Source organism: Paenibacillus sp. 79R4, assembly GCF_013393165.1.
In the GTDB taxonomy this organism is placed as follows: Bacteria; Bacillota; Bacilli; order Paenibacillales; family Paenibacillaceae; genus Fontibacillus.
In genome coordinates this window covers 48139-66661 of sequence record NZ_QJOT01000006.1, presented here as the reverse complement: position 1 = coordinate 66661, position 18523 = coordinate 48139, and the positions used below count along the sequence as shown (strand labels likewise).

The window sequence follows — 18523 nt, the reverse complement described above, 5'->3', positions numbered from 1 at the left end:
AAACCGCCCATCCAGGCGATTTCCCGATTAATGCTCCCCAGTTTAAATCAACTTATATTCTTTTAACAGCTGCATGATTCTGGTGTCTGAGATCTTCTTTATCCCCGTCATTGCAGCTAGTTTCACGGTATCAGGAAGCCCCATGTCGGTAAGCTTGTTGCCATCCATCATTTTCGCGGTGGAATCCAAAAGCACACGGACATCATAAGCAGATCCGAATACTTCCGGAACACCGCGGTCAATGTCCAACAAGGTATATACGGCTTCCATCGCGGTACGGACGGAGTATTCCGTAGTAAACACCGTATCGCGCGGTGTCTCGGCGAAGTTGCCGATAAAAGCAGCGTTGACACAGCCATCAGGCACGACGTTCGGACGGTCCCCTGCTGCTCTTGGCATGAAGTATGAGGTAACATACGGCATCATGCAAGGAACACAGTTGGCGGAGTTTACGGCCATATCGTGAATCTCTGCTACAGGTACGCCCATATGATAGAGCCACTCTTCGGTGATTTCAATCCCTGTACAGTCTTTCATCGGTTTTTTGATGTAATCGCCCGGCACGTCGCAATACAAGCTATACACCCATACGACGAGCTGATCCTTCGGCTGGGATTTGAAGTGAGGCTGGCGATTCAACGTAAAGCTCATCAGCCATTTCGAATCCTTCACCGTAACAATACCGCCGGTTACAACTTTGCCGCTGAATGGGTCCCGTTTGCAAATTTTCTCGATGTAAGGAGGGATGCGGTCATCCAGCGTTGTAACGGTAGCGGATTCCCAGTTGCTTTCCGCAATGTTGCCGCAGAATTTATCCGGACTGCCAAAGGCAGGGTCCTGCTCCGCGATTTTCTTCCACAGCTCCCAGCTTCCGCCGAGGGAAGTATTCATTACAGCAGGAGTATTGTTATCTCCTAGCGTAGAGCTTTCGGTATTGCTGCCGTTTGTAATAAAGACCAGATCATTTTCAGTCAGATCAATGTGCTTTTCTTGTCCTCTTTGTACATATACGAGCTTTTTAGCCACTTTCTTTGTTCCCGTAATCTCAAATTCTACATTCGTTACGGTCGTCGCGAATTGGAAGGTTACACCATGTTCTTCCAAGTACTTCATCAGCGGCAGTGCAAGTGACTCATACTGATTATATTTAGTGAATTTCAGGGCCGAGAAGTCAGGCAATCCTCCGATATGGTGAATAAATCTAGTCACATATCTGCGCATCTCCATCGCGCTATGCCATGGTTCAAACGCAAACATTGTCTGCCAGTAAAGCCAGAAATTCGAGTTGAAGAAATCTTCGGAGAAGACATCTGTAATTTTCAAATCTTCAAGCGCTTCTTCCGGAGTAAAGAACAATTTGATAATTTCCATAGAAGCGGTTTGTGTCAGTGTAAATTTGCCATCGGTATGCGCATCCTCGCCCCGATTGAGAATCGCACGCTGTAGGGAATAGTTCGGATCCTCTTTATTGAGCCAATAAAATTCATCCAGTACCGATGCACCTTCTGTTTCCAATGAAGGAATGGAGCGGAACAAATCCCAGAGGCATTCGAAATGGTTTTCCATTTCCCGGCCACCGCGAATAATGAATCCTCTGCCGTCATCATAGATGCCGTCCAATCCGCCTCCGGAAATATCGAGTTCCTCAAGAATATGGATATTTTCACCTTTCATCTGACCATCGCGTATGAGGAAGGCAGCCGCGGACAATGAGGCTAGACCTGAGCCAATTAAATAGGCAGATTTTTGATCCACACCATGTGGTTTTTTAGGACGGGCAAAAGCTTCGTAGTTTCCATTGCTGTAATACATGCTTATAACCTCCATTTAGATTCATATTAGCGCAACCTACACATGATTATTTTCCCTGCAAACTCACTATACTGCGCCTGCCGCGCGTTTACACTAAACAGTAAAAGGGCTATGTATAAAATTTATACATAACCCTTAAAATGTCTAAATATTTAATTTTGTATTCCGGCCGGCCCGCGCTAGCTAATGTGCACATATTTATTGATCGCCTTCTCCACATCGCCTTCAACCAGGATGCTCAGTCGGTCAATAATCAAACCGGGGTCTTCCCCCATGCCATTGCGAATCCACTCCAGCATGATGCCGATGAACGCAAAAGTATAAAAGTTGGCGATAAATTTCTTATCTTCCGATCGCACCTGCTTGCCGGCATTAACCTCTTCAATCACACCCATCAACAGGTCGAACACCGCCTGGTGCAGGAAGAGATCCAAATGCTCCCGCCCCATGGAACGATAGGTACTGAGGCAGAACTTTTTGTTGTCTAAAACGTAATGGAATATTTTCAGGAAGCCATGCTGCCAGGTATCATAGGTGCGGCAGTTGGATATCGCGTCCAGCGCCTCCGTCTTATAAATCCAGCCCAGCAAATCGTATATATCCTGAAAATGATAATAAAATGTCTGTCGGTTTACTCCGCATTCGGCCACCAGATCCTTCACCGTGATTTTCTCCAAGGAGGATTGTTGCATCATCGATTTAAGAGTGGAAGCCAAAGCCTTCTTCGTCATTACGGACATCGTCGCACAGCCCTTTCAATAGATGATCACTCTACTTAACAATTAGCATTGAGAGCTTAATATACTCATAAAAGCTGTAAAAATTAACTTTTATTATTATAACTCCCTTTAGCTAATCGTTAAAAGGGCCTATGTGATCAAGTCGTTGCTCAGGAAGAAATACTCCACTCGCCGGTCTGATGCTGACGCCGCCACAGACGGGCATACAGACCGTTCAAGGACAACAGTTCTTCATGCCGGCCTGTCTCCACAATCTGCCCCTGATCCAATACAGCAATCTGATCGGCATGACGTACCGTCTTGAGGCGATGCGCAATCACGATAACGGTTCTTCCTTGCACAAGCTGGTCAATCGCCTTCTGAATCTCCGCTTCATTCTCAGGGTCCAGCGAAGCTGTCGCCTCATCAAGAAGCACGACGGGGGCGTCTTTCAGAATCGCCCTGGCGATGGAAATCCGCTGCTTCTCTCCGCCCGACAGCGTGCTGCCTCCTTCGCCGACCGGCGTGTCATAGCCTTCGGGAAGCTTCATAATGAACTCATGACAGCAGGCGAGCCGTGCGGCGGATTCGATCTCTTCCCGGGTTGCATCGCCTTTCCCGAAGCGGATGTTGTTAGCAATCGTGTCCTGGAACAGATACACATCCTGAAACACCATGGAAACCTTCTGCAGCAGCGCCTCCGGATCCATCGCATGAATCGCTTCGCCGCCCATGGTCACTATCCCTTGATCCGGATCATAGAAGCGGGCGATAAGGCGGAGCATGGTGCTCTTTCCGCTGCCTGAAGGCCCGACCAAAGCAGTAAAGGAGCCTGTCGGCATCCGGAGACTTACCTTTTGCAGAACAGGCTGCTCCAGATAGCCGAAGGTAACCTCGCTGAACTCGATATCATGTCCTGCTGCGGGCTGTCTGTCGCCTTGCATCACATGTTCCTGCAGCAGCCGGACGATGCGCTCTCCGGCTTGCTCATGATAACGGAACTCCGCATAACCAACCAGCGCAATCGTCAGCGGCTCGAAGATCCGGGTTCCGATGATCAGAAAGGCCACGAAGGTCATCAAATCAAGGCTGCCGCCGAGCAGCAAATGAACGCCTACAATAACCATAAAGGTTAAGCCGGCCCGAATACAGGCAATCGCCATCAATACAATCGGCCCCAACAAGCCTTCAAGCCGGATGCTCTGCCGCATTAATTCTTTGAATGAGCGTTCCAGGCGGGCAAAGCGCTCCCCGCCCAAATTATAGGCCTTAATGACGCGAATGCCGTTCAGGTACTCCTGAAAACGGTTGGCCGCATCGATCTTGGCCCGCATATGCTGGGCCCCCAGCCTGCGTTGCAGGCCGGTGGTCAATAGCAGCAGCAAAATAGCGACCGGAAGCGCAGCGAACAACGACAGGGCCATGCGCCAATCGAGCACCGATAGCCCTGCGAGAGCAAGAAGCGGCATGACAATCGCCCCCAGCATCTGCGGGACCAGATGTGAGATGCCGTGCTCCAGCAGCGTGAAATCGCCCATCATCATATTGGCCAGGTCCCCCGGATCCCGCTTGTTCAGAAAGCCCAGCGACAGCTTGCGCAAATGCTCGGCCAGACGGGCCCGGCCGTCAGCGGCGGCGCTGTAAGCAATGCGATACTGAGCGCGATAGGCAGGAACCTCACTGATATATAAAAGTATCAACGACAAGGCCATCCCCCCGCATACCCACCACAAACGTGTCATATCGAGAGCAGTCCCCGGTGTGATAAATGATTGAAAGATGATCCTGATTGCCTCCACCAGCAGCACAAAAGGAACTATACTAATCAAATTGGCCAGCGTTGTATACAATACCGGTCTGATTAGGGCGCGGGGATTACCCGCGGTAATATTGCGCAGCATGTTCATGTTCATCCACCCCCTCCTTCTGGCCGATGCTCCAATTCTCAGTCTGCCGGTAGGAAGCCCACATTCGGGCATAGGTTCCTCCAGCCGAGATCAATTTTTCATGCCTTCCCCGTTCGGCGATGCGTCCGCTCTCCATCACGAGAATCTGCTCCGCATCCTTAATTGTGGACAGACGATGCGCGATCACGATGACCGTCTTCTTCTGCATCAGCTCCTTCAGGGCCAGCTGCATCTCGTATTCATTCTCGGGATCAGCAAATGCAGTGGCCTCGTCCAGCACAAGCACAGGGGCATTCTTGAGGATCGCCCTGGCAACGGCCAGCCGCTGTTCCTCCCCGCCGGACAGGTATACGCCCCCTTCGCCGATCAGTGTGTCATAGCCCTGCGGAAGCTGTTCTATAAAGGCGTGACACTGCGCCGCCCTCGCAGCTGCGTGCACCTCCTCCGGCGATGCGTCAGGCCGACCGACGGCAATATTGTTATACACCGTATCATAGAACAGAAATGAATCCTGAAATACGAAAGCAACGGTATTCATCAGATCAGCGGTGGCCATATCCCGGACATCCACATGGCCGATGCGAATCGCTCCGCACTTCACATCCCAGAACCGGGGCACCAGGTTTGCCACCGTCGATTTGCCCGCTCCGGACGGGCCCACAAGCGCCGTAACCTCCCCTTGTCTGGCGGTAAACGAAATATCCGATAAGGCCTCCATGCTTCCGGCCCCCGCATCGTAAGCGAAGGAGACGCGATCGAAGCTGATATCATAGGACTCCGGCTGCTGCGGATGTATCGGTTCCGTTACAGGCTGCTCCTCGAGAATCCGGTCAATGCGTTCCACCCCTTCGCGGATATCTCTCAGCGTTGAGGTCAAAGACATGATCTTGAACATCGGAGAAGAGATGCCCGGGGCCATGATCAGGAAGAACAGCAGCACGGAAGCGAAAGCAACGTTTCCCGGATCGCGGCTTAGCAGATACACGCCTACCGGCAGAACGAACGCGGCGAAGGAGCCGAGAATCACCTTGAATACCAGATATCCGGTCTGGAATTGGTCGGTATATTTCAAACAAAAATCACGATATCGAATCATATCTTCATAAAATTGACGGAAGGATTGCACCGTTTGCCCGAATACCTTAATGGCCGGCATTCCTCTTACATACTGAACAGCAGAAGCGTTCATCCGTTCCAGTGAATCGTGATACTTCCGCACATTCTCCTGCGTCTTAGAGCTGGACATCAGCAAACCCTGGACAATCAGCGCAAGAACGATAGGTACAATGCAGGCGATAGCCAGCCATACGTTGAGCAGGAACATGACCACAATCATGAATAGGGTGGTGACCGCGACATGAACAAGATCGGGAAGCTGGTGGGCAATAAAGGTCTCTACCTTCTCTACATTTTGCTCCATCGTCTTCTTTACCGCGCCCGTTGACGTCCCATTCAACCAGCCTAGCGGCAGCCTGCCGATGTGGGCCGACAATCTCACCCTCAATCCATATAAAATTCGAAAAGCGGCCACATGCGAAACCATCCCTCCGGCATATATCATGACCAGGCTTCCCAGCAGACCGCAGAGGGCGATAATTCCCCAACGGACCATCATCGCTCCATCGGCCATGGACGGCTCGGCAGCATGCTCCAGCAGCTCCTTCAGAATGAAATATACAGCAGCATAGGGCACCAGCATACAGACGGCGCTTATCGAAGACAGCAAACCGGAGAGTATTAACAAACCTCGTCTTTCTCCGGCGATTTCAAACAATCGGGACATGCCTTTTTTGTGAGTCAATTAAATCCCTCCTTCACAAAACGCTTATTGTGAGCCTTTCAGGATATCCTCGACAAGCTGGTTCATCAGCGATTTCTTGCCCAGGGCAAAGAAGGCTTCATTGTAATTCTGGCGGCTTGTCATACGATATACCTTGCCTGCCTGAACGGCCTTCAGGCTGTTCCAGATACTGCTCTTCTCCAGAACGTTATCCGAGCTATCGGCCATCAAAATCAGATGATCAGGATTCAGCGTGGACAGCCCCTCAAGGCTAGTCACTTTGCCGCCCCACGCATCAGGCTCAGGCAAGCCCGGCGCCGGGGGAAGCCGGAGATCGTTATAGATCATGTCGGCGATGCCGGTGCGGGAATAAATTCGAATCTCCTTCTGCGTCGCCTCAATGATCGCAAAGTTCTCTGTCCCGGTTTTCGCCTGAATTCTCTCCCTGTCCTTGACGGCTTGAGCTTCGTATTCCGCCATCCATTGCTCCATCACCTCATGCTTATCCAGCACTGCGGAGACAAAAGCAAAACGGTCCCGAAAAGCATTAAAACCATAAGGAACCCGAACGGTTGGAGCGATTCTCGACAGTTGATCATAGATTTTCTCCTGCGTTGGCCCAGCCAGAATCAAGTCGGGCTCGGCTGCCATCACGGCCTCTACATCCACTTCTGTCTGGAACCAGCCGCCGATGAGCGTGTTTGGATCCAGCTTCTCTTTAAGAAGCGGCGTTGCTTCAGCGGGATTTCCCATATCGGTATTCCCGGTTAATATAGGCTGGAAGCCAAGCACCAGCAATTCTTCCGTAGAGCCGGAAATATCAGCGATTCGTCTGGGTTCAGCGGGAATGGTGACCTCTCCCTTGGCGTCCTGAACTGTTCGTGTAGGCGACTGCGATGAATTCCCTCCAGTCACCGCAGCCCTCTCGCTCGGAACTGTACCGGCCTGTCCCTTGTCAGACCTGCCGCAACCGGCGACCAGCAGCAACATAAAAATCAATAAACCAAACGTACTAATACGTGCCATTCTCTGCACTTTCATCTCTGAACTACCCCCTTATTGATCATTTCCCTTCCTATTTTCAGCTTGCCCGCTTCATTTTGAAGACTTATTGCGATAGGTCAGACGGAACACGAACCGTCTTTCTTCTTAATGAGAAGAGACCGGTTACACAAATCAACAGCACACAAAATGAATACGGAGCGGCTATATTTGCCGTATATAATGCGGTTCCTGTCACAGGTCCGAGGAAGGAGCCCCCTCCCTGCAAAGCGGCGATATAAGAAGCGACACTCCGCTGTTCCTCATCCCGTACGGCCAGCGACGCTCCTGCACTATAGCCCAACAATGTAAAGCCAATCCCGATTCCGAGAAGCAGGAAATCAACATAGGCATATTGGATAAAGGTGACAAGCCCCAGTAGACCGAGTACAACAAACAGCAATCCAATCCGCAATACATGATCCGATTTCCACTTCAGCTTGCTGATTACGATCTGCGAGAGTACGACCATGACTCCTGACAGAGCCAATCCCAGCCCGATCAATTGTGTGGCCTGGCGGGCATCATAACCAAGATTGTCCTGAACATAGAAACCGATGGTCACTTGAACAATATTCAAGGCAAAAGAGAGCATCAGACCAACCCATAGATACAGGCGAATTCTTCCATCCAGCGGCGAGAGCGAAGAAGTCTTGGCGCTGCGGATCGCCTTCTGCTGCGGTTCATCTTCGATCAGCAACCCCAGCAGAATCATCATCAGGGCAAGCAGTATAGCTACAGCGTACATCGGGGCGGTCAGTCCAATCGCCGCCATGCCGCCGCTCATCGCCGGGCCTAATACGAACCCGAGTCCGTTCGCGGCTCCAAATAAAGCCATCCCCTTCGTCCGCGTCTCTTGTGTTGTCCAGCCCATCACATAAGCTTGCGCCTTGGCCGGGATACCGCCGAAGAAGAAGCCTGCGACCGCGCGCAGCAGGAAGAAAACCCAGAATAAACCCGCTGAACCCTGCCCATGAGCCGCTGCATAATCCGCAAGGAGAGCAAATACGACCAGCGTGATCAAATAGACAAACATAATGGACGCCAGCATCTTTTTCCGGCTCATGAAGGTTTGTTTCTCCCAGAAGTAGCCTCCGAGCAGCCAGCAAAGACCGGCTACCGACACCAGACAGCCCGACTGAAACTCGCTAAGGCCCAAATTCCGGGATAGCGGGCCGATAATCGGATTGAAGGCAGCGATCGATATCATGCCGCATAATACAATAAGAAACATTACAGTGAATCTGTATTTCATATCTTTCACTCCCATCTATCGCTGTTTCGAACCTCATTTGTCAATGCAAATGATTTTCATTATCACTTGTTCATATTACCTTGGATGAAAGCTCCCTCTCCACCACTGGACGGAATATTTATACGGTTCAAGGGAATGGGCAAGATAACAAAAAAACTGCTCCAAAGAGCAGTTCATTTGTGCAATATTTTTTTACATTTGAGCATTAAGGGCCTGAGATTGAAGAACGTCGCGTCAGACTTCCCGGGGTTACCCCATACTTATCCCGAAATGCTTGCGCAAAATAGCTTGGATTAGAATATCCGACGGCAAGCGTGGTCTCATAAACATTCATATTGCCTTCCTGAAGCAGAAGCAGCGCCTTCTCCAGCCTCTTCTCCCGCAAATATCCGAAGACCGTTGTGCCATACATCTCTTTAAAGCCAACCTTCAATTTATAATCATTTAAGCCGATCATCCGCGATAGTTCCATGAGTGTAGGCGGGTCCGCCATCCATTCCAGAATGATTTCCCGCGCCCTTTTTATTTTGTCTATATCGCTATTCGATAAATTCGATGTGTTACGTTCAATCAGCAGCGACTGAAACGAGGAGGACAGCAATTCCAGCACACTACACTCCAACTCCAGATTACTGGTGCTTTTTTGCTGTAATGTCTGCATCAGACGCCTTATAGCCATGGAAGAGGCCGGATCAACTTTCTCCTGGAAGACGCGGTAATTCCGTTGACCCAGCAGCGTATTGAAATCAACCGGCCTGCTGTGGTCAGCCCCCTCTAAGAAATGATGAAAAGTAGAAACCGGAATCCCGATTCCGAGCATTTGATAAGGCCGTTCTTCCTCGAACTCGAACCGTACCTTTGTCTCGCGAATAAGCTGCAAGCTGATCATGCCCGGAGCAAAATGATACTCCTCCCCATCCACACTAAACTGCCGAGTGCCCTGTGAACAATAGTGAAGCTCGATCATCGGCATGCCGGTTTCAAGCGAGATATCAAGTTCACGTTGAAAGGTCATCTCAGAGACGACAATATTCATATCCTGGCGGGGCACATAACGCTGAACCTGCCCCGTCCCCATGAACGAGCTCAGCTTCATCGGTTCAGAGCGGTCGGTATATTGCCGCTGTAGTCCCAGGCCATCAAAGAATAAATTGAAGTTGAGATGAAAATCGGTATTCTTCATAAACTTTTCACCTCTTTTAAATGAGAACGATTATCATATCCATAAATTCTATTACGGAAAATATGAATAAGCAACCCTTTTATCCTTAGCCTGGGTGGTCCTGACCACTTCCTGAACCATTTCTTCACCGCAGCGATATAGAATCTCTAGGGCTACAGAAACTTCCTCATATAGATACATCTATCGCACACCCGGGTAACTAATTCTTGATTATGGGAAATAAACAGCACCGCCATTTCCGTATTCCGCTTTAACAACTCAATGATTCGCAATTCATTAATCATATCCAGGCTTGCGGTGGCTTCATCACATATCATTAGCTTGGGCTGAACCAATAAAGCCAGGGCGATGCATATTCTTTGATATTGGCCGCCACTTATTTCCCGGGGCCGTTGATCCAATAGGTCCAAGGACAGACTACAGGATTCTAACATCTGCCCTATCTTTGCCAGGCCCTCCTTCTTATTAGCCAGTTGGAATAATCGCAATGGTTCAAGCAGTAATTCGCGTATTTTCTTCGTTGGATCCAGCGCATTGCGGGTATACTGCGTCACTAATTGAACCTCTTGTACCCATTCGTTCCTACTGAAGTGATCCTTGCTTCGATTACCCAAGTAAATGTAGCCTTCTGCACCGTCTTCTAAGCCCATAATAGTTTTGGCCAAGGTGGATTTCCCGGAGCCATTATCACCAATAACCCCTACCCATTCTCCTTTGTTAATAACCAGATTGAGATTTCGAAAAATAACTTGATGCCGGTAAGCCTTGGTCAACTGGGAAACTTGCAAAATATGAGTATCACCGTTCAAATATCTCTATCAGCTCCTGAGTATATTTTTCTTGAGGGTTCGTTAAGACTTGCCTGGTTGTGCCTGCCTCAATCAGCCTTCCCTCTTTTACAATGCCTACATGGGTTCCGTATTCCCTCACCATATTCAAATTATGGGTAATCAATACGATCGTCAGGCCCCTTTCCCGGTAAATATTCCACAGCAAGGTCATCATATTTTGCTGGCTTTCCGCATCCAGGGCACTGGTCGGTTCATCAGCAATAATAATTTCAGGCTGCGAAATCAAGGCCATCGCAATCGCGATCTTTTGACACATCCCGCCGCTTAGCTGAAAAGGCCGCTTGTTCAATATTTCCCCCATATTGGAGAAGCCCACTGATGCAAGGATTTGCATCATCTGCTGCTCTCTTCTTCGCTTCTCTTTAATACCTTTTGATTTTAATAAATGGTGAAACTGAGCACCGACTTTACTGTTTGCTTGCATGCTCCCGATCGGGTTTTGTAAAATAATTTCCATTTTATCTTGCTTTGCGGATATTGTGCCGCTCACCTCGAAACCTTTGGGCAGCCAACCAAGCATCAAGCGGCTAAGCAAAGTTTTCCCGCCCCCGCTTTCGCCAATTAAGCAAAAGAAATCCCCTTCATATACATGTAAGTTGATCGAGGACAGCAGCTGCTGTTCCTTCCACTGTACTGAACATTCTTCTAACTTAATCATGAGTTGGCCCCCACTTTTTACTTATTTGCCGGCTGGCAAATTGCGTAATCAGCATAATTGCACTTAGCGCAAGTCCCGGAAAAATAAATAGCCGCGGTGTGATAAAGAAATAGGCTTTGCCGTCGTATAGAATGGTTCCGAGTTCAGGTGTAGGCGGTTGAACGCCAATGCCCAAAAAAGATAATCCGGAAATACTTAAAATAACCTTGCCTAGATCCGTCATAAATAAAGAGAGCAATTCTGGCAGCACGTTGGGGAAAATATGGTGAACTAATGTATGCATGCGAAAGGAGCCTCGCAGCGGTGCCAAAATAATGTACTCTTCTTTGCGGATATTTAAGACTAGATTGCGAATATATCGGATGTATTTGCCGGACCAGCTAATCACTAACGCAAACATGACAGTCATCATGGAGTTGGTAAATAAACCTGTAAACACCAGCGCTAACAGGATGGACGGAATACTAATCATAATATCTGCCACGATCATAAGACCTGCATCTGCTATACCGCCCAGCAGTCCAGCAATTCCGCCTATAATAAGGCTGAGCAGCACCACGCCACATAAAGAAATACAAGCAACTACAATAGAATTGAGACTCCCGTAAATGACCCGACTGAACAAATCTCTTCCCAAGTAATCTGTGCCAAAACAGTGCTCCCAGCTGATCCCTTGTAAAGAATTTGCTTTATCAATGGTATAAGGACTTTGAAGCTGCATAACAACCAGCAAGCAAATGATACTGCAAGCCAAAGCAAGTATTGCCTTCCTTCTCATCACTTCCCCCTCTGAGGATGAATCTGTATTCTGCTGTCCATTTTTTCTATAAGCAAATCCATCAAATAATTTAATAAGAAGGTTGCGCACGCGACGATCAGGGTTATTCCCTGAATGACCGGATAGTCCCTTGCCGAAATGGCATCCATCAGCAATTTTCCCAGCCCCGAAATGCTGAAAATAATCTCGATCAGGATCGTGCCTCCAAACAAATGCGTCAAGCTATTCCCGTACAAGGTAATCAACGGGACAAACACTTCTTTTAGCTGGTAATAGAAACGGTAATACCACTTTATTCCCCTGAACTTGGCCACAACCTGTCGTTCACTATGGGCCACCGTTCCTACCAGATCCCCTACCATTTTCGCTAAATAACTGCCTTCTGACAGGCAAATGACAATAACGGGCAACATGAAATGCTTGCTAGTACTGCTTCCTATAAAGGGGAACCACTTTAGCTGCACCCCAAAAATAAAAATAGCTAATAAGGCGAGCCAATAAATCGGGAAGGAAAGCACAATAGATAATATTGGCTTCAGTCCCTGAGCGAAAGAGAAATTTCCTATCAGACTCCCCAGGCCAAGGGAAAAAGCAACATAGAGAATAAAGGAGCTGCCCATTAACTGCAGAGTTACCGCTAGTTTGTCCACAATAGCTGACAGTACTGGGGCATTCGTCATAAATGAGCGTCCAAAATCGCCTTGCATCATATTAAAAAGCCAGCGGATATATTGCTGCCAAAATCCTCCGTTAATTCCCAAGCCTGCTCTAGTCTCCTCAATTACTTGCTGTGACGCAGCTTGCACTCCCAGCCTTCTAAGCAGCCCTAACGCCGGATCACCGGTTGAGAGATAGAGCAGCCCGTACAATAAAAAGGAAAATAAAAGCAAGCTCATTAGAAGACGCAGAGTTTTTCGGAGCAAAAACGCTTTATTCATCTTATTCCACCATTAACGCTTTAAAGTCGATCGGCGCATCCGATAAGCCGGAATATTGAAATTGGGCAATTTTACGAGACGTTACAAACTGCTCATTTTTATATTCGATAGGTATAGCCAATGCCTCTTCGGATATCCGTTTGAAAATGGCATCAAAGATGGTTTGCTGCTGCCCCGCATCTGCGGTTTGTCCAAAATCATCCAATAGCTGCGTGAGCTTGGAATCATTGGTCAGCACACCATGAGCCTCGTTTGTGTTATGGTATAAGGAATTTAAAAAGCTGTATGGCAGCAATGCATCTGTATAAGTACGGTAAAAGATTAAATCGTATTTTTTGGTATTCCACAATACATCGTAATAGCTTTCACGGTCCTGGATGCTAATATTGATTTTTACACCTGCTTTTTTCAGATCGCTTTCGATCAGCTCCGCTTTTTCTTTCCATTCAGGGAATTCCGCGGTTTGGATCACCAGGTCAAATACTAGCCCGCCGTTTTCATTTTCATAATATCCGTCTTTGTTCTCTGTATAGCCTTCTGATTCCAAGAGACGGCGGGCTTTATTCACATCATAGACGGATGCCTCTTGATTGCCGTCCGTCACATACTGAACATTAGGCTGGAATAACCCCGTCAGCTTCTTATTGGATAAGGCTGCTTTATTAATAGCCAGTTCGATGGCCTTTCGGACGGGACTGTTTAATAGCTTATTATCCGGATTGAAGGCCAAGAAGTGAGACATCGTACCCGGAAATTCATGGACCTGATAGCTCTGATCTGATTTTAGGACATCAATATCCATATCCGTAATATTGCTTAATGTCCCACCTACAATATCAATCTCACCGCTTTTGAGCGCCAAAGTTCTCGAGCTGCCGTCCTCAATCATTTGAAAGGTTACTTGGTAACTCACAGGATTCCCCTGATTAAAGTAGGGGTTGGGTTCCAAAACGGTATGCTCTGCCGTGCTGTCCTTCACGATAAATGGCCCTGACCCAATGGCCTGTTTAAACTCCCCTGTAATGTCCTGACCTGCAACCGAATGGGGACTCATAACCCTTAAGGGCCGTGTCTGGCACAATTCAGCTAACACTTGATTAGACACTTCAGAGAAATACATCTCAACCGTTAACTCATCCACGGCCTCGATTTTTTCCAGATTCATCAAGGTCTGTAACGTGGTTGATGGATTCTTATATTTTGCCCGCTCTATCGTAAATCGGACTGCTTCAGCAGTGACATCGCTACCATCTGAAAACTTCATTCCCTTTTTTAAATGAAACACATATTTTTTGCCGCCCTCCAGGATTTCCCACGACTCTGCCAACCCCGGTTTAAATATTCCTTTTTCCCCGTATTCTACCAACGGCTCATAAACGGCGCCATACAAAGCCATTGCCGAATCGTAAGACGTAGCATCCAATAAATCCGCCTTGCCTTCACTGGTAATCGCAATATTAATCCCAGGAACTTCCTGGCTCTGCTGGTTTGAAGCATTGGATTCATGGGATGCGCAACCCGGAGTATAGAGCATGACGAGTCCCAACAATATACCTGTGATTCGTTTTTTCATTTACCTCTACCCACTTTTTTCGCTTTAATCAAGTAAGAATTTTCACAAGCCATAATATAGTCATCCACAGATAAATAAAATTCTTTATACTGTGTCACCTCGTAAAACGGTTTAGTATGCTCCTTTCGCAATTCAACAGAAAATCCGTGTTCAACCAGCTGATCGACTACTTCTGTCAGCGTCTTGTTTTGCATCTTTGTCGCGCCAAATTTATCGATTTTTTCCTTCATATAATGTAAGCTTGGATTTTTCGATTGATCTGCAAAAGAGGCGTAATAAACCCCGTTTTCTTCAAGTACATTGCTGATCGTGCTAAAGTGCTCATCCAAATCTTCAATTAAGTATAAAACCGAGGTGCTCACAACGGTGTGGAATTTTCTGTTTAATGAATTGGCATCTCCGGTATGAAAATATTCAATCGGGTAAGCGCCGACGCGTTCTTTCGCCACCTCAATCGCTTTTCTTGCCATATCCATACCACAAGCGTGGTCAAACGTGATGCAATCATATAAGGCTCGCAAGAACCCTCCCTGATTGCAGCCGAAATCCAATACTTTGCGATGCTCGATATCCTCGGAATCGATAAGTTCAATTACTTGTTGCCATCCCGTTTGATGGCTTTCTTCCATCTCCTGATCACCATTATCGCCTTCCTGCCACCAAATATCATATTCTTGTACCATGGTATCCCTCCAATATCTCTTTGTAATTGAGAATGATTCTCGTTATCAACGATAACATAGAATTTTTGTGCTTTCAACCAAATTTGACCTATAAAAATGAATTTATAACAAAAAAAGCTAGATCGGCTGTTTAATTCCGTCTAGCTCAAATAAAAGCCGGCGAAGACCGGCGCTCCATTCTTCATCGTCTCCACGAAGCCTGTTACAAGTCATAAGCATGAACCAATATTATCGACTTCACAGATGATCACCGGGGCTCCACAGCGCTGAATTCGGACTCCAGCAGCGAATATTGGAGAGAATCATGCCATTTTCCCCTATGCCACAAATGCTCTCGCAAATGTCCCTCATACTTCATCCCGTTCTTCTGCATGACCTTGGCGGAGCCGGGGTTATCCGGCCGACATGTCGCATAAATCCTGTGAAGGCCCAGTTGTTGGAACCCAAAACGAAGCATCGCGCCCGCAGCTTCCGTTGCATATCCCTGGCCCCAGTACGGATGGTTGAAGCAATACCCCATTTCCCCTTGTCTGGACCCGCTGATGTGAAGACCGCAGCCTCCGATAAGCTCTCCCGTTCCCCCAAGCACTACAGCAAACTCAAAATCCTGACGAACCATTTGCCGCTGCTGTCCAATGACCATTTCCATATATTCCTTGGTCTCTTCCTCCGTATTTGGCCCCCAGATCATATGTCTCGTCACCAATGGGTTCGAAGCATATTTGTGAACATCTGCTATATCCTCCAGCTTAAATTCCCTAATGATCAACCGTTTTGTTACAAATTGCATCCAACCCACCTCCAGGTCCTGTCTCTTGCTACCTCAATCATGCCAAGCTCAGGCTTATTTTTCTCATTTTACTTTGAATCCTCGTTCATTCCAACTAAAAAATGGATTTGCGTTTGACTCCACATTCCGCCATATGTTAAGGTAACCCGAGTATTGTAAATATTTGATCAACCCTCCTACACATACATATGAAAGGAATCTGAACGAAATGATGATATACGGCCGTATTGCTGTTATGATGCCCCCGTTTCCCTAGCTAGGCTCATATTCTTGTTGTCATTCATAGACAGAATATTAGCTTGTAGGAGGGCTAAATAAAATGAAAAAATATGCGGTTCCATCGCTGTTATTAATGATTGTTCTTGTCGCTTTTCCACAGATTAGCGAGACCATCTACACACCGTCCCTGCCGGATATTTCGGCATCGCTTGGTGTCTCCAACAGCTCTGTACAATTAACACTGAGCATTTATTTTATCGGCTTTGCGATCGGCGTCTTCTGCTGGGGCTGGCTTTCCGATTTGATCGGCCGCAGACCCGCTATGCTCAGCGGACTGCTTGTTTATGGGGTTGGAAGTCTGATGTGCTATTACTCAGGCTCTATCGAGCTGCTGCTGGCCAGCCGTTTCATCCAGGCCTTCGGAGCAGCCACGGGATCGGTCATCACCCAGACCATGCTGCGTGAAAGTGTATCCGGAGAGAAACGCCATGTGATGTTCGCACAAATATCTGCGGTTATCGCCTTCACTCCCGCTGTCGGGCCGCTGATTGGCGGCTGGATTGACCAATATTTTGGCTTTCGGGCAGTATTCTTTGCGTTAGTCCTCATGAGTGTTCTGCTGTTCCTGTATGCGTTCTTAAGATTGCCGGAAACGACAGATGTATCCACCCGGACGAAAGTTGCCGTTATGCCGGTTATGCGAAGAATGGCGGCATCGCCGCGAGTACTCGTATTCGGGCTGCTCATTGGCGGCATCAACGGTGTTCTGTTCAGCTATTATGCGGAAGCACCGTTCCTGTTCATTGAATATTTCCGCATGTCACCAGGAATCTACGGCTTCTTGGGTATTATCGTTGCCATGGCTTCCGTCCTTGGCGCAATGATCTCCAAGAGACTATTAACCAAGGTTGCGCCGGAGAAAATTATCCATATAGGCTGCTTGGTAATGACTGGAGGAGCATTTCTTCTAACCGGAGCCAGCAGCTTATCCATGCTGCCTGATATCTGGATGCTGCTCGGTATTTTGATTGCCTTGTTTGTTATGCTCATCGGATCGGGCATTGCCCTGCCGAACTGTCTGAGCCTTTCTCTGGTTAGTTTCCACGATGTTATCGGTACCGCAGGTGCGGTATTTAGCCTGGGCTATTACCTGCTGGTGAGCTTGGCAACCTGGGGCATGAGCCTGCTGCATAATGGATCGCTGCTGACGATGCCGCTCTATTTCCTGGCCATCAGCAGCAGCATGTGGCTGCTAGGCCGGAAATATATTATTGTAAAATAAGACGATAGGCTTTATATCACTTCATGGTTTATAAGGAGTGTCATTCGGGGCAATTATAGTAAAAAGGGCAGTCCTGCACTTAAACAGGACTGCCCTTTTATATTAAACCAGAAACTTCTCTATTCTCTTAATCACTTGGCCCTCATCCGCAGGGACCTGTTCGCTTGCCACTCTCAATAGACCCTCATGATCTCCAACGCAAACGGAGTGCTGCGCTTGCTCAAACATCGAGATGTCGTTGGCATCATTACCGAAGGCAATGAACTGCTGCGGCTGCAAGCCAAGCGCCTGAAGACCGGCCCATTTGCTTACACCTGTCGGACTGATATCGATAATATCCTCAGAACCGTGCATATGGATAACGACCGGAAGCTGTCGCAGCTCATCCAGCATCTGTTCCGGCTCCTCGCAATGCAGAATAACGGCTTTCACCAGTTCATCCAATTGTTCCAGGCGCCTGTTCTCAGCCCGCTGCTCAGGATCGAGATTGCGCCGAATGGGATGGTACTCATCCCCGGAATACGCATAATCCCATTCACTGTCGATAAGATAACCTGCTTTATATTTCTCTATCAATCCGGTGATGCGCCCCTTCGTCTGTTCATCGAAATGAATCGTCGAGAGAATCCGGCCTTGATTCGCTACAAAGGCCCCGTTTCCCCCAACGATTGGAGATGGATGCAGATGAGCCGGCAGCACCGGCAGCAAATCGCGGATCGGTCTTGCAGAAGCGAAGACAACCTCATTCCCCGCGGCCACCAGTTGATCAAGCGCCTGGGTCATTGATTCACTTAGAGGTTTGCCAGAGAAGATAATCGTCCCGTCCAAATCAAACACAAACTTCATCGTTGAACTCCTTCTTTTCCCTTAATAAGCGTATTGCCTCTACATCATAGCAATTATTTGTGCAATGAAAAGGACATATGTCCGGAATTTTGAATCTCTTCTACTTTTCGCTTCTTCCCCTCAGCTTCCGTTTTCTTGCCGGTACCCTTGGGGATTTATTGAAACTATATAATAAAACTCCGATTTTTTATACTTTTACGGGATATTC

Annotated in this window: 16 protein-coding genes; 1 reads left to right on the top strand and 15 read right to left on the bottom strand. The window is 47.9% G+C overall.

Going from position 1 to position 18523, the window contains the following annotated elements; genetic code table 11:
• Nucleotides 1–42: 42 nt before the first annotated feature.
• From DMN77_RS10010 to DMN77_RS09945, 14 genes are all read right to left on the bottom strand, one after another.
• The gene (locus tag DMN77_RS10010; RefSeq protein WP_179014743.1) at nucleotides 43–1812 is read right to left on the bottom strand and encodes an oleate hydratase; all 1770 of its coding nucleotides are present in this window, start codon (nucleotides 1810–1812) and stop codon (nucleotides 43–45) included.
• A gap of 179 nt (nucleotides 1813–1991) precedes the next feature.
• Complete coding sequence (locus tag DMN77_RS10005; RefSeq protein ID WP_068781377.1) at nucleotides 1992–2552, bottom strand: TetR/AcrR family transcriptional regulator; 561 nt, start codon at nucleotides 2550–2552, stop codon at nucleotides 1992–1994.
• Between the two features lie 149 nt (nucleotides 2553–2701).
• Nucleotides 2702–4438: an ABC transporter ATP-binding protein gene (locus DMN77_RS10000; RefSeq protein WP_179014972.1), complete on the bottom strand. Its 1737-nt coding sequence runs from the start codon at nucleotides 4436–4438 to the stop codon at nucleotides 2702–2704.
• On the bottom strand, nucleotides 4407–6239 hold the full coding sequence (locus DMN77_RS09995; protein WP_179014741.1) for an ABC transporter ATP-binding protein: 1833 nt from the start codon (nucleotides 6237–6239) through the stop codon (nucleotides 4407–4409). Before DMN77_RS09995 ends, DMN77_RS10000 begins: the two co-directional genes overlap by 32 nt.
• Nucleotides 6240–6263: 24 nt before the next feature.
• Entirely contained in the window at nucleotides 6264–7259 is a 996-nt protein-coding gene (locus DMN77_RS09990) for an ABC transporter substrate-binding protein (protein ID WP_256872337.1), read from the bottom strand.
• Nucleotides 7260–7326: 67 nt separating this feature from the next.
• A complete protein-coding gene (locus tag DMN77_RS09985) occupies nucleotides 7327–8514 on the bottom strand; it encodes an MFS transporter (protein WP_179014740.1) in 1188 nt (395 codons plus the stop codon).
• Between the two features lie 205 nt (nucleotides 8515–8719).
• Nucleotides 8720–9697 carry an AraC family transcriptional regulator gene (locus DMN77_RS09980; RefSeq protein WP_068781381.1) on the bottom strand — a complete coding sequence of 326 codons (978 nt, stop codon included), beginning with the start codon at nucleotides 9695–9697 and terminating at the stop codon, nucleotides 8720–8722.
• A gap of 152 nt (nucleotides 9698–9849) precedes the next feature.
• Entirely contained in the window at nucleotides 9850–10506 is a 657-nt protein-coding gene (locus DMN77_RS09975) for an ABC transporter ATP-binding protein (RefSeq protein WP_179014738.1), read from the bottom strand.
• Nucleotides 10496–11206: an ATP-binding cassette domain-containing protein gene (locus tag DMN77_RS09970; RefSeq protein WP_068781383.1), complete on the bottom strand. Its 711-nt coding sequence runs from the start codon at nucleotides 11204–11206 to the stop codon at nucleotides 10496–10498. The genes DMN77_RS09975 and DMN77_RS09970 overlap by 11 nt, the downstream gene beginning before the upstream one ends.
• Nucleotides 11199–11984 (bottom strand): ABC transporter permease, encoded by a 786-nt coding sequence (locus DMN77_RS09965; protein WP_179014732.1) that lies wholly within the window; start codon nucleotides 11982–11984, stop codon nucleotides 11199–11201. Before DMN77_RS09965 ends, DMN77_RS09970 begins: the two co-directional genes overlap by 8 nt.
• Complete coding sequence (locus tag DMN77_RS09960) at nucleotides 11984–12922, bottom strand: ABC transporter permease (RefSeq protein ID WP_179014730.1); 939 nt, start codon at nucleotides 12920–12922, stop codon at nucleotides 11984–11986. Before DMN77_RS09960 ends, DMN77_RS09965 begins: the two co-directional genes overlap by 1 nt.
• A 1-nt stretch (nucleotide 12923) precedes the next feature.
• Nucleotides 12924–14495, bottom strand: coding sequence for an ABC transporter substrate-binding protein (locus DMN77_RS09955; protein ID WP_179014729.1), 1572 nt, complete (start codon nucleotides 14493–14495; stop codon nucleotides 12924–12926).
• Entirely contained in the window at nucleotides 14492–15178 is a 687-nt protein-coding gene (locus DMN77_RS09950; RefSeq protein ID WP_179014727.1) for a class I SAM-dependent methyltransferase, read from the bottom strand. Before DMN77_RS09950 ends, DMN77_RS09955 begins: the two co-directional genes overlap by 4 nt.
• A 247-nt stretch (nucleotides 15179–15425) precedes the next feature.
• Nucleotides 15426–15968 (bottom strand): GNAT family N-acetyltransferase, encoded by a 543-nt coding sequence (locus tag DMN77_RS09945; protein ID WP_068781388.1) that lies wholly within the window; start codon nucleotides 15966–15968, stop codon nucleotides 15426–15428.
• A gap of 319 nt (nucleotides 15969–16287) precedes the next feature.
• Here DMN77_RS09945 and DMN77_RS09940 point away from each other — a divergent pair, with 319 nt between their 5' ends.
• Nucleotides 16288–17469 (top strand): multidrug effflux MFS transporter, encoded by a 1182-nt coding sequence (locus tag DMN77_RS09940; RefSeq protein WP_068781389.1) that lies wholly within the window; start codon nucleotides 16288–16290, stop codon nucleotides 17467–17469.
• A gap of 102 nt (nucleotides 17470–17571) precedes the next feature.
• Here the strand turns inward: DMN77_RS09940 and DMN77_RS09935 are convergent, their stop codons facing one another.
• Nucleotides 17572–18315, bottom strand: a complete 744-nt coding sequence (locus tag DMN77_RS09935) for an HAD-IIB family hydrolase (RefSeq protein ID WP_179014726.1) — start codon at nucleotides 18313–18315, stop codon at nucleotides 17572–17574.
• Nucleotides 18316–18523: the final 208 nt, after the last annotated feature.